Here is a 23,372-nt window from a genome sequence, read left to right on the forward strand (position 1 = left end):
TGGTGGTGGAGACGCGGGGGCTTTATCCGGCTGTCGAGCCGTACGCTGCTCATCGCTTCGACGTGGGCGGTGGGCATCGGGTCTATGTGGAGGAAGCGGGGAATCCGGCGGGGATTCCGGTGGTCTTCGTGCACGGTGGGCCGGGGAGTGGCATCACGCCGGTGATGCGGCGGTTCTTCGATCCGGGGCGGTATCGGATCATTCTGCCGGAGCAGCGGGGGGCCGGGCGCAGCACGCCGATGGGGGAGTTGCGGGAGAACACCACCTGGCATCTGGTGGCGGACCTGGAGAGGGTGCGCGGGTGGCTCGGGGTTGACGCCTGGCTCGTGTTCGGTGGGTCGTGGGGGTCGACGCTCGGGCTGGCCTACGCGCAGGCTCATCCCTCCCGGGTGACGGGGCTGATCCTGCGGGGGATCTTTCTGGTGCGGCGCAGCGAGCGGGACTGGATCTACCAGAGTGGGCTGCACAACCTGCAACCGGAGGAGTGGGAGCGGTTCGTCGCGCCGATCCCGGTCGCGGAGCGCGACGACATTCTGATGGCCTACTACCGGCGGCTCGCCGGCGAGGATTCCGAGGTGGCGCGGCGGTGTGCCGACGCTTGGATGCGGTGGGAGGCGGTCAATTCGACGCTGACTCCGGATCCCGGCTTGATCGCGTCGCTGACCGCCGACTCGACTGTGCTGCCGGCCGCGCGGATCCTCGCGCACTACGCGGTCAACGGCGGTTTCTTCGAGTCGGAGAACCAGCTCCTGGACGGCGTGGACCGCATCCGGCACCTGCCGGCCACCATCATTCAGGGCCGCTACGACTTGTGCTGCCCGCCGGTGACCGCGTACGACCTCACCCGCCGCTGGCCCGAGGCCACGCTGCACATGGTGCCGGACGCCGGTCACTCGTCGCTCGAGCCGGGCATCACCCATCACCTGATCAGCAGCACGGACAGCTTCGCGGAGCGCTGACGCGGGCCTGTCGTCTGGCGGACACCATTCACCCCTCTCGCCACTCAGAATGAGTGAGTAGTCACTCAAAGTAGTCTTGCGGGGTGGGTGGATGGTGCTGTCGGAGAAACGGCCGGCCTTCACCGCATTGCCCGATCCCACGCGGGCAGTCAGCGTCGACGACCTGGTGGAGCGGCTGCGGCTGCTGAAAACGTGGGCCGGCAATCCGTCGTACGCCGTCATCAAGGACCGCGTGAACGCGGCGTGGGCCTCGGCCGGGCGGCCGGCCGGGGAGCTGACGCACAAGCCCACCGTCGCCCACTGTTTCCGGCCCGGCCGGCGGCGGCTGAACACCGACCTCGTCCTCGCCGTCGTCCAGGCGCTGCACGCCGATCCCGGCTATGTGGCGCAGTGGCGTCAAGCCATGCGCGTGGTCGACGGGGAGTCGCAGGCGGCGTCCCAGGTCCGCGTGCACGGCAGCCTGCCGCCCGACCTCGCCCGGTTCACCGGCCGGTCCGATGAACTGCGCCGGCTTCGCGCCGCCCTGCGCCGCGCCGCGCGGGCCGGTGAGCCCGTGGTGGCGGCGATCGAGGGAATGGCGGGGGTGGGTAAGACTCGCTTGGCCATCCACGCCGGACACGTGCTCCATCAGCGGGAGCCGTTCGATCGGGTGCTCTTCGTCAATCTGCGCGGCTTCCACCCCGACCCGAACCAGCCACCCGCCGATCCTGCCGCCGTGCTCGACGGTTTCCTCCGCCTGATCGGCATGAACGGCTATCAGATCCCGCACGGTCTCGGCGCCCGGGTCGCCGCCTACCGCAGGTGCCTCGCCGGTCAGCGGGTCCTGGTCATCCTGGACAACGCCGCCTCCGCCGAGCACGTCCGTCCGCTGATGCCGGCCGGCCCCGGATGCCTGACGCTGGTCACCAGCCGATGCGGCCTCGCCGGGCTGCGCCCCGCGGCCCGGCTGACCATCGACGTGCTCAACTCGGCCGAGGCGACCACGTTCCTGGCCGAGGCCGTCCCCGAGGTGCCCGCCGGCGCGGATCCCGGCGCCCTCGACCGGATCGCCCGGCGCTGCGGGCGCCTTCCGCTGGCCCTGACCCTGATCGCCGGGCACATCCGGGCCATGCCGGGATGGACCTTGACGGATCACGCCGACCGGCTCGACGAACGTCACCGCGAATGCCGTCTCGACGCCGGCGTCGAACTGGCCCTCGACCTGTCGTACCGGCGCCTGCCGGCCGATCGGCGGCGGCTGCTGCGCGTGCTCGCCCTGCACCCGGGGGAGGACTTCGACGCGTACGCCGCGGCCGCCCTGACCGCTATCGACCCGCGGGCCGCCGAGGCGGGGCTGGCCGACCTGCACAGCGAACACCTTCTCCAGCGGGCGCATCCGGGCCGATACACCTTCCACGATCTCGTGCACGCTTTCGCGGCCGTACGGGCACACGACGAGAACCCGCCTTCGGAACGCCGGGACGCGCTGACCCGCCTCTTCGGCTACTACCTCGCCACCACCACGGCCGCCATGAACACGCTGTACCCGGCCGAGGCACGGTATCGGCCGCAGACCGCGCCGGCTGCCGAACACGCCCCCGATGTGGCCGGTCACGATGCCGCCATCGCCTGGCTGGAGACCGAACGGGTCACCCTCGTCGCCGTCACGGCCCACACCGCGGGCAACGGCTGGCCCGGGCACGGCATCGATCTGGCGAGGGCATTGTTCCGGCATCTCAACACCGGCTACTTCGCCGACGCTCTGAGCGTGCAGACCTGCGCTCTGCGGGCCGCGAGCGGCCTGCGTGACCTCAGGGGCCAGGCCGACGCCCTGCTCGGCATGGGGATCGCCCGCGCCAGCCTCGGGCGGCCCGGTCAAGCCGCCGAGGACTTCCGGCAGGCGCTCGACGGGTACCGGCGAACCGGCGATCTCGTCGGCCAGGCACTGAGCATGTATCGACTCGGAAGTGTCACGCGGATCGCCGGGCACGGTGCGGACGCGGTCGAGCATTTCCGGCAGGCGCTGGTGCTGCACCGGCGGGCCGGTGACCGGACCGGTGAGGCGATGGCGCTGGTACGCCTCGGCGGGGCCCTGCACGAGCTGAACGGCTCCGCCGAGGCCATCGAGCGCTGCCGGCGAGGACTGGCCCTCACCCAGCAGATCGGGCACGGCGCCGGCGAGGCGTACGCGCCGGGTGTCCTCGGCGAGTTGGAGACGGTGTCCGGTCAGTACGGGCCGGCCTCCGACCGCCTGTACCGGGCACTCGCCCTCGTCACCCGGTTCGGCATCCGCAGCGGTGAAGCCGGCGTGCTCGACGCCCTCGGACTGCTCCACCTCCGCCTCGGCCGGCTCGACCAGGCCGGCGAGCTCTTCCGCCGGAGCCTGACCATCTTCCGCGGGATCGGCCACCGCAACGGCCAGGCCACCGCGCACAACGGTCTCGCCGAGACCGTCTGCGCCGCCGGGCGAGCCGCGGAGGCTCTCACCCATCACACCGCGGCCCATGCCATCGCCGTCGACATCGGCTCCCTCGGTGAACAGGCCCGCGCGCACGCCGGCCTGGGCAACGCCTACCGCGCCGCGGGCGACACCGTCCGAGCCCAGGAACACTACCTACGGGCCAGGGCTCTCTTCGCCGACCTGGGCCGGCCGGAGACGGAAACGATCAGCGCCGGCCTCGGCGAACTCGAAGCCGGCGGATGACCGAGTCGGCCGCGCCCTCGAGCGGCGGTCAGTGCCCGGCGAGAGCGGCGCGGAGGGCGGCCGCGGTCGCCGGCCCGTACAGGCCGTCCGGGTCCAATCCGCGTTTGCGCTGGAAGGCCTTGACGGCGGCCTCGGTCGCCGGGCCGAATTCACCGTCGACCGCGAGGCCGGCCCTCATCACCTTGTTCAGCGATTCCTGAAGGGTGCGCACCGCGGGCCCGCGCGAGCCGAGTTGCAGGGTGCCGTCGCCCGACGGACCGGCCGGTGCGTGACTCGTCAGGATCTGGCCGTGGCCGACCCGGACCTGCACGGGCTCCCCGTTAAGGACGGACCGGACCGTGTTCTCACCGGCGATCTGCTCGTAGAGCAGGTGGGGGGCGCCGCTGTCGCCGGTGCTGCCGACCCGGCCGATGCGCTGGCCCTGCGTCACCCGCTGTCCTTCCTTGACCGCCGGCTCCTCGATCATGTGCAGGTAGCGGGTCTGCCATCCGCCGCCGTGGTCGATGCGGACCATCCAGCCGGCGTGGAGTTCATGCCGAGCCTTCACCACCTGCCCGGACGCGGAGGCGAGGATCGTGCGCCCGTTGGAGCCGCCGCCCTCCCGGAACAGGTCGAGGCTGTGCGGGTTCGGCTTGTGGTCGGCTCGGGTCTGAGCGAGCCACCGTTCCCCGCGGGGGAACGGAAGCTGGAAGGGAGGCCGGGCTCCGACCGCCCGCGCGGCGTCCGGCTCGTCGGTGACCGCGGTAGCGAACAATTCCTCGTTCGTCATGGCGACTTGTCCCTCATCTCGACGCGGCCGGATCGTTTCCGGCGCGTACCACCGAGTTTTGGAGCCGGGCCCGCGACGCCGGGAAAATCGAGACGAACTGAGACGCCCTACGACGACAGGTCGCGCTGGAACCAGGTGCCGGGTTGGCCGCCCAGGTGGGACGGGTCGGCCGGGCCGACGGGGACGAAGCCGGCCTTGGTCAGAACCGTTCGGGAGGCGACGTTGCTCTCGGCGGTGGCCGCGCGCAGCGAACGCAGGCCGTGCTCGGTCACCGCCAGACGGCACAGGGCGCGGACGGCTGCTGTCGCCACCCCCCGGCCGGTGGCCGGCTGGGCGACCCGGTATCCGAGGTCCGCGCTGTGGGTGTCGATGTTGTACAGGTTGAAGCGGCCCAGTATCGCGCCGTTGCCGTCGGTGAGCACGTAGAAGGCGCACTTACCGGTCTCCTGCTCGGCCAGCGACGCCTCGTACAGCTCGGTGAACCGGTCGAAGAAGTCGTCGCCGCGATCGGAGATCGACGCCGCGAACCAGGCCCGGTTCGCCAGCTCGAAGGCCAGAACCGCGGGGGCGTGATCGGGGCGCAGCCGCGTCAGGTCGGACATCGGCCGACCTTAGCGGCGGCAACGCCCAGCGGTCGAGCAAGCGGCTCTCATCCTTGCGAGATGAGGCAGGGCGGCCGAGCGGGGCGGCACGATGAGGGCCCGCGACGGATGAGGTGAGCGCGATGGCAGACGGTCTCGGCAAGTGGCGTGACGCGGCGCTGGGCGCGGTCTTCCAGGCGCAGGACGCGACGGTGCGAATCCTCGTCGAGGTGCGTGAGGCGGGGGCCGGGGCGGCCGGCCGGTTGAGTGCGAACGTGAACGGGCTCGCCGGGCGCGGCGCCACCGAGCGGGAGCAGGCCTCGGCGGAACTGCTCGGGCGGACCGCGCGCGCCAAGGCGGCGTTCGACGCCGCAGTCATGGCCGTGGCGACCTCCGAGCTGGCCGACCGGGTGGTCGACGCGCAGCTCGAACGGGTGCTGCGGCCGCTGGTCCGGACGATCCTGGACGATGTGCTCGCCCTGCTGGCCGAGGAACCGGAACGGATCCAGCCGCTCGTGCGCGGCCAGCGCGACACCATGGTCGACGAACTGGTCGGCCGCATCCGTAACGGCGCCGCGGCCGGGGACACCGCGGTCGACCGGGTCACCACCCGCGTGCTGCGGCGCGGCGGCGACCCGGTCCCGGTGCCCCCGGCCGACCCGCGGTGAGCGACACCGGCCTGGCGCGGCCGGTGAAGGTCTACGCCGGGCCGGTCAGCCGCCTGATCGCCTACGTCATCGACGCCCTGATCGTCACCGGCTTCGGCACCGCCGCCATCGCGGTGCTGGCCCTGGTCGGTGAGCTGGCCGGGTTCCTCGTCCGGGAGACGCAGACGCTGCTGGCCACCACGTTCGCGCTGGCGCTGCCGGCCGTCTTCGGCGTCTACTGCGCGGTGTTCTGGCTGCTCGCCGGGCGCACCCCGGGCATGGCGCTGCTGGGCCTGCGGGTGGTCACCGCCGGCGGCCGGCCGGTGGGCTGGCTGGCCGCGCTGGTCCGCGGCCTGGTGCTGGGATATTTTCCGATCGGGGCCGCCTGGATCCTCGTCGACCGCCGCCACCAGGCGATCCACGACAAGATCGCCCGGACCGCGGTGCTGCGCCTGAGCCCGGAATGACGCCGAAGCGCTCGTACCTGCCGGTGATCATCCTGATCGCCACCACCTACGTGCTCGCCACCTCGCTCAGCGGGTACTGGTCGATCTCGATCGTTCTGCTCGTGCAGGTCGGCACCGTCTGGTACACGCTGCGGGTCTCCGCCCTCCGCCGGGGCATCCGGGCCGTGGCCAGCGTGGTGCTGGTGCTGGCGCTGATGACCGCCGCCTGGAACGCGATCACCGACGGCAACCGGGTGCTCACCGCCGCCACCTTCATCACCAGCAGCGCGCTCTACCTGATCGCGCCGATCGCGATCGTGCGCGACGTGGCCCGCCGTCCCGACGCCGACCGGGAACTGATGTTGGGGGCGCTCTCGGCGTACCTCATGCTGGGAATGGCTTTCGGGTTTGCCTATCGCTGCATAGCGACGCTGCAGCCGGGCCCGTTCTTCGGCCGGGGGGTGGGCGACGGAGACCTGGCCGACACGCTGTTCTTCAGCTTCGTCACGCTGACCACCACGGGGTACGGCAATGTCGTGCCGGCCGGCAACCCGGGGCAGACCCTGGCCGTGCTGGAGGCCCTGGTCGGCCAGCTCTTCCTGGTCACGGCGGTGGCTAAGGTGGTGGAGGCGTGGCGTCCGCGATTGTGGCACCGGAACTCGCCGTCTCCTCCAGAGCCGTCCGGAACGCCCGCGCCGCCGGCGACGCCGCCCCCGCCACCCGCTGAGCGGTGAAGATGGTCCGCCGCGGCCGCAGCGGCAGGTCGAGCAGGCGGCACGACGTCTGCCGGCCCGCCCACACCAGGTCCGGGATGAGCGCGACCGCGTTGCCCGACTCGACCAGGCGGATGTGTGCCTGCAGGTCGGCGGTCTCGTAGCGTACGTCCGGTTCGAAGCCGGTGCTGCGGCACAATTGCTCGGCGAAATGCCGGGAGGCGGCACCGCGCGGCTCCATCACCCACGGCATGTGCCGGGCCTCGGCCAACGACGCCACCGGACGCAGCGCGACCTCGGCGGCCGGCAACGCGAGACGGATCGGGTCGGTGGTCAGCGGACGGCGATCGAGGCCGGAGTGGTGTGGCGCGGCGTGCGCCGGGTATTGCTCTGCGATCACCATGTCGAAGTCGCGGGCCCAGGTCTCGCGCAGCGCCTCCTCGGGTTCGCGCTGCACCATCTCGACCCGGACGTCGGGAAAGCGGGTGGCCATGGCGAGCAGGGTGGCCGGCATCAGCGCCAGCGCCGCGGACTGGAACACCGCGACGCGCACCCGGCCGCTCACGCGCGTACCGGCGGCCTGCAGGCGGGCCTCGGCCCGCTCCAGGGTGTCGAGCACCTCGTCGACCGAGGCCACCAGCACCTCGGCCTGCGGGGTGAGCTGGACCCGGCGGCCGGCCTTGCGCAGCAGCGGCATGCCGGCCTCCTTCTCCAGCAGGCTGAGCTGCTGCGACACGGCCGAGGGAGAGAAGTTCAGGGCCTCGGCGACGGCCGCGATGGTGCCGCGGATGGCCAGCTCGCGCAGCAGCACCAGACGCCGGATCTCAAGCATGCGCACCCCTGAATAAAGCGTAAGAAGAACTGAAGAGTACTCGTCATGAACCGTCGCTTTTCCTGAACGGAACTCGGAAGGACACTTTCGGCATGACTGACGTCGCCCACTCCCCGGCCAACACCCCGGCCGCGGACAACGAACTCGCCGACGAGGCGGTTGCCCTGGTCCGCCGCTGGCTGCACGAGGCCGCGACGATCCCGGTGGGCGGTTCCGCCGCGCAACTCGCCGGCGTCCTGAAGGACCCCAAGGGCCTCGCCTTCACGGTCGGGTTCGTCGACGGCGTCGTCCGCCCCGAGGACTTGAAGGTCAGCGCCCGCGCCCTGCACACCCTCGCGCCGGACGTGCCGCGCTTCCTGCCGGCCCCGCTGCGCGCCGCGGTGCGTCTCGGTGGCGCCCTGGCGCCGGTCATGCCGGGCGTGGTCGTCCCGATCGCCCGCCGCGTGCTGCGCCGCATGGTCGGCCACCTGATCGTCGACGCCACCGACGCCAAGCTCGGCAAGGCCATTTCCAGGATCAAGAGGCGTGACGTACGGCTGAACGTGAACCTCCTGGGCGAAGCCGTCCTGGGTCGCGGGGAGGCCACCCGCCGCCTGCGCGAGACCGAGCGGCTGCTGGGCCGGCCCGACGTCGACTACGTCTCGATCAAGGTGTCGGCCACCGTCGCCCCGCACAACCCGTGGGCGTTCGACGAGGCCGTCGGCCACATCGTGGAGCAGCTGACCCCGCTGTTCCGGCTGGCCGCCACCGCGCCCACCAAGAAGTTCGTGAACCTCGACATGGAGGAGTACAAGGACCTCGACCTCACGATCGCGGTCTTCACCCGCCTGCTCGAGAAGCCGGAGCTGCGCGACCTGGAGGCCGGCATCGTCCTGCAGGCGTACCTCCCGGACGCCCTGGCCGCGATGATCCGCCTGCAGGAGTGGGCGGCCGCTCGCCGCGCGGACGGCGGCGCCGGCATCAAGGTCCGCCTGGTCAAGGGCGCGAACCTGCCGATGGAGCAGGTCGAGGCGAACGTGCACGGCTGGCCCCTGGCCACCTGGAACACCAAGCAGGACAGCGACACCAACTACAAGCGCGTCCTCGACTACGCCCTGCACCCCGACCGGATCGGCAACGTCCGGCTCGGCGTCGCCGGCCACAACCTCTTCGACGTCGCGTACGCCTGGCTGCTGGCCGGTCGGCGAGGCGTACGGCCGGGAATCGAATTCGAAATGCTTCTCGGCATGGCCGAGGGCCAGGCCGAGGTGGTCCGGCGCGAGGTCGGCGGTCTGCTGCTGTACACCCCGGTCGTACGCCCGGAGCAGTTCGACGTCGCCATCGCGTACCTGATCCGCCGTCTCGAAGAGGGCGCGAGCAGCGACAACTTCATGTCGGCGGTCTTCGAGCTGGACAAGAACGAGGCATTGTTCGCCCGCGAGCGCGACCGTTTCCTGGCGTCGCTGAACGCTCTCGACGACACCGTGCCCCCGCCGCACCGCGTGGCCGACCGGTTCGCCGCCGTGGCCCCCTCCAAGCCCGGCCACTTCGAGAACACCCCCGACACCGACCCCTCCGTCGCGGCCAACCGCGACCTTGTCCGCGCGGTCCTGGCCCGCGTACCCTCGTCCGAACTCGGCGTGGCCGCGATCGCCGCGGCCCGCGTGACCACCGAGTCGCAGCTCGACTCCCGGCTGAACGCCGCCGTCGCGGCCGCCGCCAACTGGGGCTCGCTGCCCGGCTCACTACGCGGCGAGATCCTGCACCGCGTCGGCGACGCCCTCGAAGCCCGGCGGGCCGACCTCATCGAGGTGATGGCGGCCGAGACCGGCAAGACGGCCGACCAGGCCGACCCCGAGGTCTCCGAGGCCATCGACTTCGCCCACTACTACGGCGAACTCGCGGCCGGCCTCGACGACATCGACGGCGCCACCCACGTACCGGAGAAGCTGACCCTCGTCACCCCGCCCTGGAACTTCCCGGTGGCCATCCCGGCCGGCTCGGTGCTGGCCGCCCTGGCCGCCGGCTCGGCCGTGGCCCTCAAGCCGGCCGGTCCGGCCGAACGATGCGGAGCACTGCTCGCCGAGATCATCAAGCCGGTCCTGCCCGACGCCGACCTGCTCACCCTGGTGCAGGTCGAGGAGCAGGCGCTGGGCCGCCAGCTCGTGGGCCACGCGCTCGTCGACCGGGTGGTGCTGACCGGAGCGTACGAGACGGCCCAGCTCTTCCGGTCCTTCCGCCCCGACCTGCCCCTGCTGGCCGAGACCAGCGGCAAGAACGCCATCATCGTCACCCCGAGCGCCGACCTCGACCTGGCCGTGAAGGACGTGGTGTCCTCGGCCTTCGGGCACGCCGGCCAGAAGTGCTCGGCCGCGTCGCTGGTCGTGCTGGTCGGCTCGGTGGCCCGCTCGCAGCGCTTCCGCCACCAGCTGATCGACGCGGTCGAGTCGCTGACCGTGGGCTGGCCGTCCGACCCGGAGAGCCAGGTCGGCCCGGTCATCGAACCCGCCGCCGGCAAACTGCTCGACGGCCTGACCAAGCTCGGCCCCGGCGAGAGCTGGCTGCTGGAGCCGCGCGAGCTCGACGACAGCGGCCGCCTGTGGAGTCCCGGTGTCCGCGACGGCGTCCGCCGAGGCTCCGAGTACCACCGCACGGAGTACTTCGGCCCGATCCTCGGCATCATGACGGCGTCCACCCTGGACGAGGCGATCGACCTGGTCAACGAGGTCGACTACGGCCTCACGTCGGGCCTGCACACCCTCGACCCGGACGACCTGGGCACCTGGCTCGACCGGATCGAGGCGGGCAACCTGTACGTCAACCGCGGCATCACCGGCGCGATCGTCCGCCGCCAGCCGTTCGGCGGCTGGAAGCGCTCCGCGGTGGGCGCGGGCACCAAGGCGGGCGGCCCCAACTACCTGATCGGCCTGTCCCGCTTCGAGCCGGCCCCGTCGACGGCGACCGCGACGGCCGACCACCCCGCGGTGCGCGCGTTGCTGGCCGCGACGGACAGCGAGTTCCTGGCCCGCGCGGCCCGCAGCGACGCCGCGGCCTGGGCGGCCGAGTTCGGCCAGCTGGCCGACGTGTCCGGCCTGTGGGCGGAACGCAACGTGCTGCGCTACGTGCCCGTCCCGGTCACGGTCCGCCTGGCCGCGGGCGCCCCGGTCGAGCAGCTGCTGCGCGTGGTCGCGGCCGGCCTGCGGGCCGGAGCACCGCTCCGCATCTCGTCGGCGGTCCCCGTGCCGGTCGACCTCCCGGTGCCGGTCCAGGTGGAGGACGACGCCACCTTCGCCGGCAACCTGGACGGCGTCAGCCGGGTACGCCTGATCGGCGGTTCCCTGGCCCAGCTCACGGCGGCCACCGGAGGCCGCCCCGACCTGGCCGTCTGGCACGGCCCGGTGACGGAGTCCGGCCGCATCGAGATGCTGCCGTTCCTGCACGAGCAGGCGGTCAGCATCACCGCCCACCGGTTCGGCAACCCGGACCGCCTGGCCACCACGGCCCTGTAACCGGCCGTATCCGAGGCCCTTCCCACCACCAGGTTGGGGAGGGCCTCGTTCGATCTCGATCAGACAGGCTCAGTCGAGGCAGAACTCGTTGCCCTCGACGTCCTGCATCACCTGGCAGGACTCGTTGTCCTCGTCGGCGAGCAGCAGACGGACCCGCGTGGCGCCCAGTGCCTCGAGCCGGGCGCTCTCGGCCTCGAGGGCGGCCAGGCGCTCGGCCCCGACGAGGCCGGTGCCGACCCGTACATCCACATGCACCCGGTTCTTGACGACCTTGCCCTCGGGCACGCGCTGAAAGTAGAGCCGAGGCCCTTCCCCGGTGGGGTCCACGATGGCGAACGAGGAGTCGTCCTCCTCCGGCGGCGCCACGTAGCCCAGAACCTCGCACCAGAAGCGGCCGACCCGCACGGGATCAGCACAGTCGAACGTGACCTGGATCTTCCTCACCGACGCCATCGGGCCACGATAGTGGCTCCGCATAGGATCATGTGATGCTTCCCGAGCCTGACGACGCGCGGTGGGTTGAATCCGCCGGTCGAGGCCTGGCCGAGGGCGATGGCGTACGGGCGACGTTTCTCCATCTGTTGCGGGACGGCGCCGACCCTGATGCTGCCGCGATTGCCGTCTGCGTCGCGGCCGGCTCCCGTCGCGAAGAAGCGGTGGACCGCCTACGGCAGTTCGCGGGTCTGTGGGATGCGTTCCCTCCCGAGCGGGAAGCCGACGGCGTCGATCTGCTTGTCCTGCTCGGCTACTTCGAGCCGGACGCCGTCCTCGATGATCGGCATCAGGCGGCTCTCGCGCACTTGCGGGCGGCACTGCGATCGGTCGTGGGGATTCCCAGTGGATCCGCGGCTACGTTGAGCATTCACCTCCGTACGGGACGTCTCGTCGACGCCTACCGGCAACTCGAACACCTCGGGGATCGCCGATGGCCCGGCAACGCACAGTTCTGGGCGGCGATGCGCCAAGCCGGGCAGATCATCGAACCTGATGCCCCTTCTGAGAACGTTGGCCGTTGATCCGTCGCTTCTGAGCCGGTTTCGGGCGCGCTGTCGATCCCCGAGGGACAGCGGTTGCAGAGGTTCACGCGAACCGCGAAGAACCCGGTGCCCGGCGACGTTGCCGGCCACCACTGCGAGCGGGTGCAACAGCGGCATGCCGAGATCTTCCGCGAAGGGCTTGCGGCTTGGCGCCCGTCCCGGCGAGTTTCCGACACCGATCCCGGAACCGGTACCGGCGTCGAAGGTCCAGGGCTGATGACCGTTCGGGCAACGTCGGTTCCGGAACCGCGGCGAGATGTCCGAACACTGGCGATTCACGCATGGGCATCTCTTGACATGCCACGGCGTCTATTGCTTCCTGTGATCCAGTTTGTTGCCTCCCCGTTAACGGAAGGACCCACCGCATGCGCCTTCGGCGTCTGTTCGCCGTCGGGCTGACCGTGGTCACCGCGGCCTCGCTCACCGGCACCTCTGCCTCAGCTTCACCCTCCACGGCAACCAAGAGCGCCCCGTCGCTCGGCGCCAACGTTACGATCTTCGACCCGAGCACCCCGATCGCCGAGATCCAGGCCAAGCTCGACGCCGCGCACGCCCAGCAGGTCGACAACGAGATGGGCACGCAGCGGTACGCGTTCCTGTTCAAGCCGGGCACGTACGGCACCGACGAGCACCCGCTGCAGATCAAGGTGGGCTACTACACCGAGGTCTCCGGCCTCGGCGCGTCACCCACCGACGTCGTCATCAACGGCAAGGTGGAGGTCTACAACCGTTGCCTGGCCGACGGCGGCACCAGCAACTGCCTGGCCCTGGTCAACTTCTGGCGTACGCTGTCGAACCTGTCCATCAAGGTCAACGGCGCCGGCCAGGACGGCTGCCGGGCCGGCGCGAACTTCTGGGCGGTCTCCCAGGCCGTCTCGATGCGCCGGCTCAAGGTCGACGGCGGGTTCACCCTGATGGACTACTGCACGGCCGGCCCGCAGTACGCCAGCGGCGGCTTCATCGCCGACTCGGCGTTCGGCAACGTCACCAACGGCTCGCAGCAGCAGTGGCTGACCCGCAACAGCAGTGTCGGCCAGTGGTCGAACGGCGTCTGGAACCAGGTCTTCGCCGGGGTCCAGGGCGCGCCGGACGACGCGGCGTTCCCCAACCCGCCGTACACCACCCTGGAGCAGAACCCGCTCAGCCGGGAGAAGCCGTACCTGTTCGTCGACGCCAAGGGCAAGTACAACGTCCGTGTCCCGTCGGCGCACCGCAACACCAGCGGCACGTCGTGGGCGGCCGACCTGACCCAGGGCCGGACGATCCCGCTCAGCGACTTCTTCGTCGCCAAGCCGTCCGACCCCGAGTGGCTGATCAACGCGCAGCTCCTGCTGGGCAAGAACCTGCTGCTCACCCCGGGCGTCTACAACGTCGACCAGACCATCCAGGTCCGGCGGCCCAACCAGGTCGTGCTCGGCATCGGCCACGCCACGCTGACGGCCGTCAACGGCGCCACGCCGCTGAAGGTGGGCGACGTGCCCGGCGTGATCGTCGCCGGGGTGACCATCGACGCCGGTCTCAAGGAGTCGAAGACGCTGCTGCAGGTCGGCGACAAGCACGGCCTGAAGATCAGCTCCCCGGCGAACCCGACGACCCTGAGCGACGTCTACTTCCGGGTGGGCGGCCCGCACATCGGCAAGACCGACACGGCGCTCGAGGTCAACAGCGACAACGTGCTCATCGACCACACCTGGGTGTGGCGCGCGGACCACGGCGTCGAGGGCTTCTCGGGCGACACCGAGCGGTGGAACACCAACACCGGCCGCTACGGCGCGGTCATCAACGGCGACAACGTCGTGGCGACCGGCCTGTTCGTCGAGCATTTCCAGAAGTACAACACCGTCTGGAACGGCGAGAAGGGCACCACGGTGCTCTACCAGAACGAGCTGCCGTACGACCCGCCGACGCAGGCCGACTGGATGAACGGCAAGGTCGAGGGCTACGCCGGTTACAAGGTCGGCAACCACGTGCGCAACCACACGCTGTACGGCGGTGGCGTGTACGTGTTCAACCAGAACAACCCGTCGATCCACACCGAGAACGGCTTCGAGGTCCCGAGGAGTCCCGGCGTGAAACTGCACCACATCATGACGGTCAACCTGGCCGCCGGCACCATCGACCACGTCGTCAACGGCGTGGGCGAGGCCGCCGACACCAGCAAGATCGGTGTGCCGGTCTACCTCAACGAGTACCCGGCACCGTGATCGCTTAAGGGGATGGGCCCGGAGTGATCCGGGCCCATTGTCATGGATGCCCCCTGGCGGGGAAAGGCACCCATCCCACCTGTAATTCTGCCTTGATCATCGCGCCCCGCCACTGTCCTATCGGCCAATAACGGTTCTGTCCAACATCTGCCACTCGGCTTCGTCCGGTCAGCGCAGGGCGGCGCCGATCTCCCGCATGGCGGTGAGGACCTCGGCGGTCCGGTCACCCTGGGCGGGATTCCAATTGGTCAGTACGGCGTACGGCTGTCGCCCGCGGAAGCCCACGTCGGCGCGGATCCCGTCGTCGGTGCCGGTCTTGTTGCCGAACTCGCCCGGATGCCACAGCGGGTCGGCGTGCCAGGCGCTCGCCACCATGGACAGGTCGGTGTTGGTGCCCAGCCAGGCCCGCATCCGCCGTTCGACGGCGGTGTCCCCGGTGGCGACGCGCCGCATGAGGGCGGCCAGCTCCCGGGCCGACCCCGTGGAAAGGGTGGGCGGGTGATGGGGTTCGCGCTTGTCCCGTACGAAATCAAGCAGTGCCGTGTCTTGGAAGGCGGCCTGGCCCACATTGTCGAGGCCGATCCGCTGGAGCAGCACGTTCGTCGCGTAGTTGTCGCTGACCGCGGCGACCAGCGCGGCCACGTCGGCGGCGGGCAGCGCGTCCACGGCCAGCAGATGCCACAGCCCCGAGTCGGCCACGGCGAGCGCCGGATCCTTGCGAAGAAGCTCGTGGGGGTCGAGCTCCCCGCTGTCGAAGCGCTTCGCGGTCTCCAGGAGCAGAAGCAGCTTCCCGATGCTGGCCGTCCGCAGCTTCCGATCCGGGGCGTGCTCGGCCAGGCCGGGCACCGAGATCGACCATTGCACGCCCGGCGTCGCGGCCACGACCCGCTCGACGACTTCCCGCACACTCATGAGCACGACCCTAGAGCGGCGGCAGCATGCCTTCGCCGCCGCAGGGCCCGCACACGTGGAAGACGGGCGCGCCGAGATAGCCGGCCGGGGTGGAAACCTTCCCCGACCCGTCACACCGGGGGCACGGCAGCCAGCCGGCCTCGATGAGCCGCCGGAACCGCCCTTCCTCGCGCCGCCGGGCCCACCGCCGCCGCACTTTCGCCCCGGCAACAAGCGCGACAACGACCCCGGCGGCGACGAGCGTCCATCCGAAGAGGCCCATGCCGCACGGTAGCCCCTCCCCATGCCGCGAGAACAGTTTCCGCCGCCGCACAGTCAGTCATCGATTGCGACACGGCCTACCGGAAGTCTGCCCAGCATGAAGCCCATCGACCGATCCCGCGCGTCCCACCGGCGCCTTGCTCCCCGCCGGCTTCTCGTCGCAGGTCCCCTCGAAATTCCTTCACACGGGCGGCAAAGCGATCTCGGAGCCGGCCGTCTTCGGTCTATTCCACCCGCTGTCGGCAACAGCCCAGCGCCACCGTCGTCGCGCATCCCGCCGTCGGACAATAAGGCACCGCCGATTGATGTGTTCGCCGCGCTTTTCGAGGGGGTGCGCCGCCGCCGGCCGCAGCACCACTCCACTCGGCAAAGTCGCCCTCGCTCGTACCGCCCGTTCCGCTGCTTCGGCCGGGTCCACTGCTACCGCTGATTCGCCATTTTTCCTGCGCTCCTTTCCTTGGCTGGGGTCAGCGATTCGGCCGGGGTCAGCGCCCCAAACGGGGTCGCCGCTTTGGCTGCGGCCACCGCATTGGCCGCGCTCCTTGCCTTGGCGGGGATTACCGCCTTGTCAACGGCCACGGTATTTGCTGCGCTCGCCGCCATGGCCGGGATTGCCGCCTTGTCTGCGGCCACCGCTTCAGCCAGGCGCTCGACGTTAGCCGGGATCACCGTCTTGGCTGGGGCCGCCGCATTGGTTGAGGTTCCCGCCGCAGGCGGAGGCGCGGTCTCGTCTGGGCTTACTGTGTTGCCCTGGACCACTGTCTTCGCTGGGCCTGGCGTCTTTGCTTGGGCCATTACATCGGGGCTATCCACTGCATCGGCGGAAATCATTACCGTGGCGGTGGCGGTGGCGGTGGCGGTGGCGGTGGCGGTGGCGGTGGCGGTGGCGGTGGCGGCCGGTGTCGCCGGTGGCTGGGGCCGCCGATCAGGCCCGGGTTGCTGCCTTGGTGGGTGGGCCTGGGCCGGCTTCCCCTCTCGACGTGCCGCCGGGGGTTGCGCTGTGTCAGGCGTCGGAATGCCGTCGGCCGACGCCCACCACGGGGCCTCGTCGTCGCAGATCAACGGAGGTATCCGCTCGGTCGGGTCGTGTAGGCCCAACTCTCCACACTTCCGCGAACAGCCGTGTAACTGACACAACTTCAACGCGTGGCGCCGTTTGAGGCCCCACCGCCGACGCTCCGGATGATCCTGCTGAAAATCTGCCAGGCTTGGCGAATAATTGCGCGCCTTAGTCCAGTCACGCATTGTGGAAATGATCGACCTAGAAAACAACCCCAGCTGCGCCATGAACCATTATCCCGTAACCCGAAGATCGAAGGCAAAGGAAGTATCATACCAAATTATTGAAACCGAGGGAGGGTTTGTGAATTCGGTTAGTGAGTGTTTGCGAGATGGTCGCCCGGGTGTGCCGTCATCGCGTGTATCCGGCGGACCTGACTGGCGAGCAGTGGGAGATCATCGAGCCGATGCTCTCGCTGATCAAGGAGCCGGGGCGAATCCCGAAGCATCCGTGCCGCGCCGTCATGGACGCGATCTCGTACTCCGACTGGTCCGGGTGTTTTCGGCGCAAGCTTGATCTCGGCGAGCAGGGCGGGTGTGGGGGCGAGGCCGGCGTGTAGATGGGGGAGCGGTCCCCGGTGGCGGCCGACTGGTGGTGGCGTTGCAGGGCGACTGTGCAGTCGATGAAGTCCGGGTCCTGCCACGGCTCCGCGACGCCCAAGGCTTGGCGTAGCCGTCGAGTTTCAAACGGCGCAGGTGAGGATGTATCTCATGCGGCCAGGGCGAGGGCGGCCCGGCGCAGGAAGTCGCGGTTCGAGGTTGTGGCCCGTAGCTGGTCGAGGAGCTGTTTCATGGCGTCTCGGCGGTCGGCGCCGGCCAGTGCTCGGCGGACCTGGGTGACCACGGCACGTTCGCTGGGGGTCAACAGGGCTTCGTCGTGGCGGGTGCCGGAGGCGAACAGGTCGATGGCCGGGAACTGGCGGGACTCGGCCAGGGCGCGGTCCAGCTTGAGTTCGGCGTTTCCGGTGGACTTGAACTCCTCGAAGAGGAGGGTGTCCATGGCTGAGCCGTTCTCGACCAGGGCCGTGGCGATGATGGTCAGGGAGCCGCCGCCCTCGAGGGCGCGGGCCGCGCCCAGGAAGCGTTTCGGCGGGTAGAGGGCGGTCGAGTCCAGGCCGCCGCTCAGGGTGCGGCCGCCTCCTCGGGCCATCAGGTTGTACGCGCGGCCCAGGCGGGTGATCGAGTCGAGCAGGACGACCACGTCCTCGCCCTGTTCGACCAGGCGTTTCGCGCGTTCGATGGCCAGTTCCGCCACCGCCGCGTGTTCCTGGGGCGGGCGGTCGAAGGTGGCCGCGATGACCTCGCCCTTGACCGTGCGCTGCATGTCGGTGACCTCCTCGGGGCGCTCGTCGACCAGGACGACCATGAGGTGGCATTCGGGGTTGTTCACGGCGATCGCGTTGGCGATCTGCTGGAGGATGATCGTCTTGCCGGCCTTGGGCGGGGCGACGATCAGGGCGCGCTGGCCCTTGCCGATGGGCGTCACCAGGTCGATGAGCCGGGTGGTCAGGATCTGCGGCTCGGTTTCCAGGCGCAGCCGTTCCCGGGGGTGGAGCGAGGTCAGCTCGGCGAAGTCGGTGCGTTTCCCGACCGGGTCGATCTGGAGCGTGGCCGGTTTGGTGCCGGCCCGTTTCGCGGTGCCGTTGACGCGGTCGCCTCGGCGGAGGCCGTGACGTCGTACGTCATGGATGTTGACGGGAATGTCTTTCGGTCCTGGCAGGTAGCCGTCGGCGCGCAGCCAGGCGCGGTCGTCGACGATGTCGAGCAAGGCATCGACACGTGTGGATACGTAGGGTTCACTCATAGAGAGCACTCCTGAGAAGAGTGGGAAAGATGTGCCGGGAGACTCACGGCGGGGAATTCCGGGGGCGAACGCCAACTCCAGAACTCAACTGCCGCTAACGGTAACACGCGGGCCACCGGGAGTTTGCCCCCCGTACGTCTGCGGGGTATGGAATGCGGCGTGCACCATGCCAACCACTACTACGGTCACTCGGCCGTCCTGGCCCGGTACTGCGGGCTCGACGACGCCGAGGCGCCCCGGATCCAGGGCTACCTCCAGCACGGCTGGAACATCGGCGACGGGCTCGCCCCCGACCACGAGTTCGTGCCGGGCGTGGCGAAGTTCGTCTGGTCCGAACGGGTCCGCCGGCGCGCCTGGTCCCTCGGGCGGCGCGACGTGTACGTGGTCGGTGCCCCCTGGGCGTACCTCCTGGCCCTGGAACCGGACCCGGCGCCCGAGCGCGAGGGAACCATCTGGTATCCCTTCCACGGCTGGGAAGGACAGCACGTCCTCGGCAGCCACGAGGGCCTGATCGCCGAGATCAAGGAGACCGAGCCGGGACCGGTGACCGTCTGCCTGTACTGGCAGGAATACCGCGATCGGGGCGTGCGGGCCACGTACGAGAAAGCGGGTTTCCGGGTCATCTGCCACGGTTACCGCGGTGGCTGGTGGAAAGACCTGGACCCCGGATTCCTCTATCGCCAACTCGCCGAGCTGCGCAAACATTCCCGCGTGGCCTCGAATCGGCTGTGCAGCGCCGTCTTCTACGGCACGCTGGCCGGCTGCGAACCGGCCGTCTACGGCGACCCGATGCAGCTGGAGAACGAGAAGTCCGCGTTCGGCGGGCAGGCCCGCATCCTGCGCGAGTGGTCTGACATGATCGGCGCCGAGGTCGACCTCGAGACCGCGCGCCGCGTCGCCGTTGCCGAGCTGGGCGCCGACCGCCTGCTGCCGCCGGCCGAGCTGCGCCGCCTGTTCGGCTGGCCGGTCCCGCGCAGCACCGAAGACATCGAACTCACCGGAGCCGTGACCGCATGACCATGACCCTGCTCGGCGGCGAGATGCTCAGCTGGTCCGATTCCGCTCCCGCGGGTTCGGGCCTGCGGCCCCTGGCCAAGACAATCAGCGGTCGTACGCTCGTGGCCGGCCCCCACACGCGAGAGTTCGTCGCCGCCCTGCCGGCCGACCGGGTCACCGTCCTGCTCCGCGGCCAGGCCGACGCCGAAACGGTGGCCGCGCTCGGCGTACCGGTGTGGTGCGGCAGTCTGGAGAAGGCGGCGGCGTCCCCGGCGTTCGACACGATCGTGGCCCTGGACGGCCTGGACCGGCTCTGCTCGGTCGAGGCGGAGACGCTGGACGGCTGGGACGAGCGCCTGGCCCATCTGCTGTCGATGCTGCGCCCCGGCGGCCGCCTGCTGCTGGCCGTGGAGAACCTGTTCGGCCTGCACCGGCTGCTGACCCCGCCCCGAGCGCTGACCGACGACGAGTGGCTGGTCCCCGACGACCGCGACCCCCGGCGCCCGGCCGGCCTGGCCGCCCTGCGCGACCGCCTGGCCGGGGCCGGCCTGTCCGCCGAGCGGGAGTACGCCGCGTACGGCGGCGCCCTGCTCAGCCGCACCCTGCTGGCCGACCGCGACGTGTCCGGCTTCCTGACCGCGACGTTGGCCGGCTTCCACCTCGAGAACGCCCTGGCCGACCCGGCCACGCTGGCCACCCGGGCCCTGCGGCACGGCCTCGCCGCCGACCTGGCCCCGTCCTGGGTCGTGATCGCCGACCGTGACACCGGCGGCCCGGAAACGCCCGAGGCGGTGGTGGACGGCCGCGCCCTTTCGGCGGGCGAGCTGCCCCGCGGGCGCACGCTGGAGGACCTGCTCTTCGTGGCCGCCCAGCAGCGCGACCTGCCCACCATGCGCACCTTGCTGACCCGCTGGCAGAAGAGCCCCGCCGCCGGCGTGGTGGCGGCCCAGATCGTCGTCGTCCCACCCGGCGACGGGACCTCGCTGATTCCGGACGGCGGTGACCTGATCCCGCTGGCTGCCGGCGGCGACCCGCTGGTGGCGTTGCGTCAGTTCGCCGCGGCTGCCGTTGAGGGCGACATCGCGGGCCTGTGGCCGGCGCCGGCCGATGAAGCGGAACTGACCGCGCTGATCGCCGGCATGACCGGCCGGGAGGTCGAGCCCGCGGCCATCCCGCCGCGGCCGCCCCGCACCGCCCCGGGAGCCGTCCGCGAGCTGACCGCCGACCGCGACCGCCTGGCCCGCGAACTGGCCGAGGCCCGAGCCAGGCACGAGTTCTACGAACGGCAGATCCGCGGCCGCGACGCCGAACTCAAGCGCGTCCGCCAGATCAACGCGGTTTTGTCGGCCACCGCCCCCGGAAAGGCCGTCCTCGGCGGCCTCAAGGCGGGCCGCCGAGCCGTGCGGGCGGTGGTGAAACGGGGCCGCGGGTAGCGTTTCCGGCGGTTGCTAGGCGCAGCTCATGCAGAACCGGGCGAACGGCCGCACCTCGAGCCGTTCGGCGCCGATCGGCTTTCCGCAGCGTTCGCAGACGCCGTAGGTGTCGTCGTCCACGCGGCGCAGCGCGTCGTCGACCTCGGCGATCCGGTCGCGGGCGGCGGCCAGCAGCGCGGTCAGCTGGGCCCGCTCGAAGCCGATGGTGGCGCCCTCCGGGTCGTGCTCGTCGTCGGCGTTCGAGTCCCGCGACGCCGCGAACACCGCCTCCAGATCGCGAGCCAGCGTCGCCGCGTCCTCCTCGGCGCTCGACTTCAGCCGCAGCAACTCATCCCGGGCCATCACTCAACTGTAGGCCCGTCTTGCGGACCTGGATGCGGTCGGCGCCGGGGGAGACCTTCTGAAACGACGACCTCAGGGTCTGTGAGCGCATGGTGGCACCGCCGGTCAAAGGAGCGCGTCGTAAAGGTCCTCGAGGCGGCGGGACTGGGTGGCGACGTTGAAGTTCGCCTCGGCGTGGGCGCGGGCCCGCTCGCCCATGGTGACGCGGAGGGTGTCGTCGTCCAGGAGCTTGCGCAGGTTGGCCGTCAGGGCCTCGCGGTCGCCCTCCGGGCCCAGCAAGCCCGTCTCGCCGTCGAGGACGGCCTCGGGGATGCCGCTGTGCACCGTCGACACCGCCGGGAGGCCCAGGGCCGCGGCCTCGACGATGGTGGTGGGCAGGCCCTCGGTGTCGCCGTCGGCGGCGGTTTTCGACGGGGCGGCCAGGACCCGGGACTCGGCCAGCAGGCGGTAGACCTCGGACGCGGGCTGGGCGCCGGTGAACGTCGCGTCGGTGCCGGCCCGGGCGGCGTACGACCGAATCTCGGGAAGCAGCGGGCCGTCGCCGATGAGGATCGCCTTGGCCGAGCCGAGCGCGGCCAGGGCGGCGATCAGGTCGTCGGCGCCCTTCTTCTCGACGAAGCGGCCGACGAATGCGACGTCCCAGCGTTTCCCGGCGGACGGTACCGACGCGGGCACGGGCACGCCGGTGTGGTGTACCCGGACCTTGGCCGGGTCGGCGCCCCAGCCGATCGCCTTCTGGCGGATCACCTCCGAGACGGCGATCAGCAGGTCGGCGCGCTGGAAGACGGCGCGCAGGTTGCGGCGGTACCGCAGGCCGTGGGCGCCCGGCGACAGCGGCTGGCGGGTCACGTCGTGGCCGTGCAGGGTGACCACCAGGGGCACGCCGACGCGTTTCGTCTCACCGGAGACCAGCCAGCCGTCGCCGCCGAAGTGGGCGTGCACCAGGTCGGGCTCGGCGCCGGCCAGCAGCAGGCGCAGGCGGGGGGAGCTGCCGGTCAGGCGCAACCGCAGGAACGGGCGGCGGTCGGCCGGCGACGGGTAGGCGATCAGGTCGGTGTCGCGGGCCAGCGTCGACTCGACCTTGGTGGCGCCCACGTAGACGGGCCGCCAGCGGGTCAGGTTGTCGGCCTGGTTGCGGATGAAGGTCTCGGAGGCGGGCAGCATGGCGCTGCGCCAGACCGCGACCCGCCGGGGCGCCTCAGGCATCGGCGGTCTTCCGGCCCAGCACGACGTCGCGCAGGCGGTGCCGAACGGCCGGGGGCAGCGCCCAGATCTGCAGGTACGTCACGTAGTCGATCGCGCCGGGGCGGCCGTGCTCCCGCGCCTCGGTCAGGATCTCGCGGAAGACCCGGGTGCTGCGCGTCGGCGCGGCCATGGAGCTCAGGACGCTCATCGTGAAGGCAGCGTACGCGCGCGGGGTGAACAGCTCCCGGCTGGCGCGCAGCCATTCGAGCTGTTCCTCCCACGGGTTCTGCAGGCTGATCCGCTCGCGGTTCTCGTCCTGGTGCCACAGCACGAGCGCCTCGGGGGCGTACAGCAGCTCGACGTCCTCGTGCCGCAGCGCGCGCAGCGTCCAGTCGAGCTCTTGCTGCCGGCGCAGGCCGACCGTGAACGGCACCCGGCGCAGCAGTTCGGTGGGGGCCATGATGGTCGAGGTCTGGATGAAACCGTCGCCGTAGAACAGGCCCCGCCGCACGGTCAGGTACTCGCTGAGCGGTTCGCCGGGCTCGGGCAGGCGGCGCGGCATGACCGAGTCGGCCCGGGGCGTCCGGCTGATCATCCGCGTGGCCACGATCGGCGAGGCCAGCTTCGAGGTCGCCGCGAGTGCCAGCTGCGTCTCGATCTTCTCCGGCAGCCACTCGTCATCGTCGTCCAGCAGGGCGACCCATCTGCCGTACGCGTGGTGGACGCCCTGATTGCGGGCATTCGGCGCTTTTCCGCTCTCGGGGAGCTCGATGACCCGCAAACGATCGTCATCCACGGCGGCGAGCGCCGCCGCCGACAACGGGTCCGGGCCGTCGATGACGACGATGACCTCGAGATCGTGGTGCGTCTGCCCGAGCGCGCTCCGCACGGCGCGGACGGCGAGCTCCGGGCGGTTGCGCGTCGGGATGACGACGCTGACGTCCGGCTGTGAGGACATGTCGACCTGCTTACGAGGGCTGGGAGTCGCGGAAAACCGGACATTAGGGAGCCTCGGTGAATG

General features: G+C 70.8%; 21 protein-coding genes and 1 pseudogene. 11 read left to right on the plus strand and 11 right to left on the minus strand.

The window, feature by feature from the left end; all coding sequences use genetic code 11:
• Positions 1 to 5 precede the first annotated feature (5 nt).
• Together pip and AB0C26_RS18965 are read left to right on the plus strand one after the other, a co-directional pair.
• Entirely contained in the window at positions 6 to 959 is a 954-nt protein-coding gene (gene pip, locus AB0C26_RS18960) for a prolyl aminopeptidase (RefSeq protein WP_360248507.1), read from the plus strand.
• 91 nt (positions 960 to 1,050) lie between these two features.
• Positions 1,051 to 3,642 (plus strand): tetratricopeptide repeat protein, encoded by a 2,592-nt coding sequence (locus AB0C26_RS18965; RefSeq protein WP_360248509.1) that lies wholly within the window; start codon positions 1,051 to 1,053, stop codon positions 3,640 to 3,642.
• A 28-nt stretch (positions 3,643 to 3,670) separates the two neighbouring features.
• On the opposite strand, the gene AB0C26_RS18970 is transcribed toward AB0C26_RS18965, so the two are convergent.
• Both AB0C26_RS18970 and AB0C26_RS18975 read right to left on the minus strand, forming a co-directional pair.
• Positions 3,671 to 4,411, minus strand: a complete 741-nt coding sequence (locus AB0C26_RS18970; protein WP_360248511.1) for a peptidoglycan DD-metalloendopeptidase family protein — start codon at positions 4,409 to 4,411, stop codon at positions 3,671 to 3,673.
• Positions 4,412 to 4,518: 107 nt separating this feature from the next.
• A complete protein-coding gene (locus AB0C26_RS18975; protein ID WP_360248513.1) occupies positions 4,519 to 5,013 on the minus strand; it encodes a GNAT family N-acetyltransferase in 495 nt (164 codons plus the stop codon).
• A 122-nt stretch (positions 5,014 to 5,135) separates the two neighbouring features.
• Here AB0C26_RS18975 and AB0C26_RS18980 point away from each other — a divergent pair, with 122 nt between their 5' ends.
• From AB0C26_RS18980 to AB0C26_RS18990, 3 genes are read left to right on the plus strand one after another with little or no spacing between them, the layout of a single operon-like run.
• Positions 5,136 to 5,660, plus strand: a complete 525-nt coding sequence (locus AB0C26_RS18980) for a hypothetical protein (protein WP_360248515.1) — start codon at positions 5,136 to 5,138, stop codon at positions 5,658 to 5,660.
• Complete coding sequence (locus tag AB0C26_RS18985) at positions 5,657 to 6,106, plus strand: RDD family protein (RefSeq protein ID WP_360248517.1); 450 nt, start codon at positions 5,657 to 5,659, stop codon at positions 6,104 to 6,106. Before AB0C26_RS18980 ends, AB0C26_RS18985 begins: the two co-directional genes overlap by 4 nt.
• On the plus strand, positions 6,103 to 6,819 hold the full coding sequence (locus AB0C26_RS18990) for a potassium channel family protein (RefSeq protein WP_360248519.1): 717 nt from the start codon (positions 6,103 to 6,105) through the stop codon (positions 6,817 to 6,819). Before AB0C26_RS18985 ends, AB0C26_RS18990 begins: the two co-directional genes overlap by 4 nt.
• Here the strand turns inward: AB0C26_RS18990 and AB0C26_RS18995 are convergent.
• Positions 6,701 to 7,630: a LysR family transcriptional regulator gene (locus AB0C26_RS18995; protein ID WP_360248521.1), complete on the minus strand. Its 930-nt coding sequence runs from the start codon at positions 7,628 to 7,630 to the stop codon at positions 6,701 to 6,703. The genes AB0C26_RS18990 and AB0C26_RS18995 overlap by 119 nt on opposite strands.
• Positions 7,631 to 7,722: 92 nt before the next feature.
• Between AB0C26_RS18995 and AB0C26_RS19000 the strand changes: the two genes are divergently transcribed.
• Positions 7,723 to 11,118 (plus strand): bifunctional proline dehydrogenase/L-glutamate gamma-semialdehyde dehydrogenase, encoded by a 3,396-nt coding sequence (locus AB0C26_RS19000; protein WP_360248523.1) that lies wholly within the window; start codon positions 7,723 to 7,725, stop codon positions 11,116 to 11,118.
• Between the two features lie 69 nt (positions 11,119 to 11,187).
• On the opposite strand, the gene AB0C26_RS19005 is transcribed toward AB0C26_RS19000, so the two are convergent.
• Entirely contained in the window at positions 11,188 to 11,571 is a 384-nt protein-coding gene (locus tag AB0C26_RS19005; RefSeq protein WP_360248525.1) for a VOC family protein, read from the minus strand.
• Positions 11,572 to 11,606: 35 nt separating this feature from the next.
• Here AB0C26_RS19005 and AB0C26_RS19010 point away from each other — a divergent pair, with 35 nt between their 5' ends.
• Positions 11,607 to 12,134, plus strand: a complete 528-nt coding sequence (locus AB0C26_RS19010; protein WP_360248527.1) for a hypothetical protein — start codon at positions 11,607 to 11,609, stop codon at positions 12,132 to 12,134.
• A 386-nt stretch (positions 12,135 to 12,520) separates the two neighbouring features.
• Positions 12,521 to 14,359, plus strand: coding sequence for an adenylyl cyclase (locus tag AB0C26_RS19015; protein ID WP_360248529.1), 1,839 nt, complete (start codon positions 12,521 to 12,523; stop codon positions 14,357 to 14,359).
• 168 nt (positions 14,360 to 14,527) lie between these two features.
• On the opposite strand, the gene AB0C26_RS19020 is transcribed toward AB0C26_RS19015, so the two are convergent.
• From AB0C26_RS19020 to AB0C26_RS19030, 3 genes are all read right to left on the minus strand, one after another.
• Entirely contained in the window at positions 14,528 to 15,271 is a 744-nt protein-coding gene (locus AB0C26_RS19020) for a serine hydrolase (RefSeq protein WP_360248531.1), read from the minus strand.
• A gap of 10 nt (positions 15,272 to 15,281) precedes the next feature.
• Positions 15,282 to 15,533, minus strand: coding sequence for a hypothetical protein (locus AB0C26_RS19025; RefSeq protein WP_360248532.1), 252 nt, complete (start codon positions 15,531 to 15,533; stop codon positions 15,282 to 15,284).
• 419 nt (positions 15,534 to 15,952) lie between these two features.
• The gene (locus tag AB0C26_RS19030) at positions 15,953 to 16,363 is read right to left on the minus strand and encodes a hypothetical protein (RefSeq protein ID WP_360248534.1); all 411 of its coding nucleotides are present in this window, start codon (positions 16,361 to 16,363) and stop codon (positions 15,953 to 15,955) included.
• A 560-nt stretch (positions 16,364 to 16,923) separates the two neighbouring features.
• Between AB0C26_RS19030 and AB0C26_RS19035 the strand changes: the two genes are divergently transcribed.
• On the plus strand, positions 16,924 to 17,151 hold the full coding sequence (locus tag AB0C26_RS19035; protein WP_360248536.1) for a hypothetical protein: 228 nt from the start codon (positions 16,924 to 16,926) through the stop codon (positions 17,149 to 17,151).
• A 149-nt stretch (positions 17,152 to 17,300) separates the two neighbouring features.
• Here AB0C26_RS19035 and rho read toward each other — a convergent pair.
• Positions 17,301 to 18,359, minus strand: a pseudogene (gene rho, locus AB0C26_RS19040) (transcription termination factor Rho); the annotation flags it as partial.
• Positions 18,360 to 18,554: 195 nt separating this feature from the next.
• Between rho and AB0C26_RS19045 the strand changes: the two are divergent.
• Positions 18,555 to 19,412 carry a hypothetical protein gene (locus tag AB0C26_RS19045; RefSeq protein WP_360248538.1) on the plus strand — a complete coding sequence of 286 codons (858 nt, stop codon included), beginning with the start codon at positions 18,555 to 18,557 and terminating at the stop codon, positions 19,410 to 19,412.
• Entirely contained in the window at positions 19,409 to 20,824 is a 1,416-nt protein-coding gene (locus tag AB0C26_RS19050) for a hypothetical protein (protein ID WP_360248540.1), read from the plus strand. Before AB0C26_RS19045 ends, AB0C26_RS19050 begins: the two co-directional genes overlap by 4 nt.
• 15 nt (positions 20,825 to 20,839) lie before the next feature.
• On the opposite strand, the gene AB0C26_RS19055 is transcribed toward AB0C26_RS19050, so the two are convergent.
• The 3 genes from AB0C26_RS19055 to AB0C26_RS19065 form a co-directional block, all read right to left on the minus strand.
• A complete protein-coding gene (locus AB0C26_RS19055) occupies positions 20,840 to 21,166 on the minus strand; it encodes a TraR/DksA C4-type zinc finger protein (protein WP_360248542.1) in 327 nt (108 codons plus the stop codon).
• A gap of 105 nt (positions 21,167 to 21,271) precedes the next feature.
• Entirely contained in the window at positions 21,272 to 22,372 is a 1,101-nt protein-coding gene (locus tag AB0C26_RS19060) for a glycosyltransferase (RefSeq protein ID WP_360248544.1), read from the minus strand.
• Complete coding sequence (locus AB0C26_RS19065) at positions 22,365 to 23,309, minus strand: glycosyltransferase family 2 protein (RefSeq protein WP_360248546.1); 945 nt, start codon at positions 23,307 to 23,309, stop codon at positions 22,365 to 22,367. Before AB0C26_RS19065 ends, AB0C26_RS19060 begins: the two co-directional genes overlap by 8 nt.
• Positions 23,310 to 23,372: the final 63 nt, after the last annotated feature.

The sequence above is a fragment of the Actinoplanes sp. NPDC048796 genome (assembly GCF_040650035.1).
GTDB lineage: Bacteria > Actinomycetota > Actinomycetes > Mycobacteriales > Micromonosporaceae > Actinoplanes.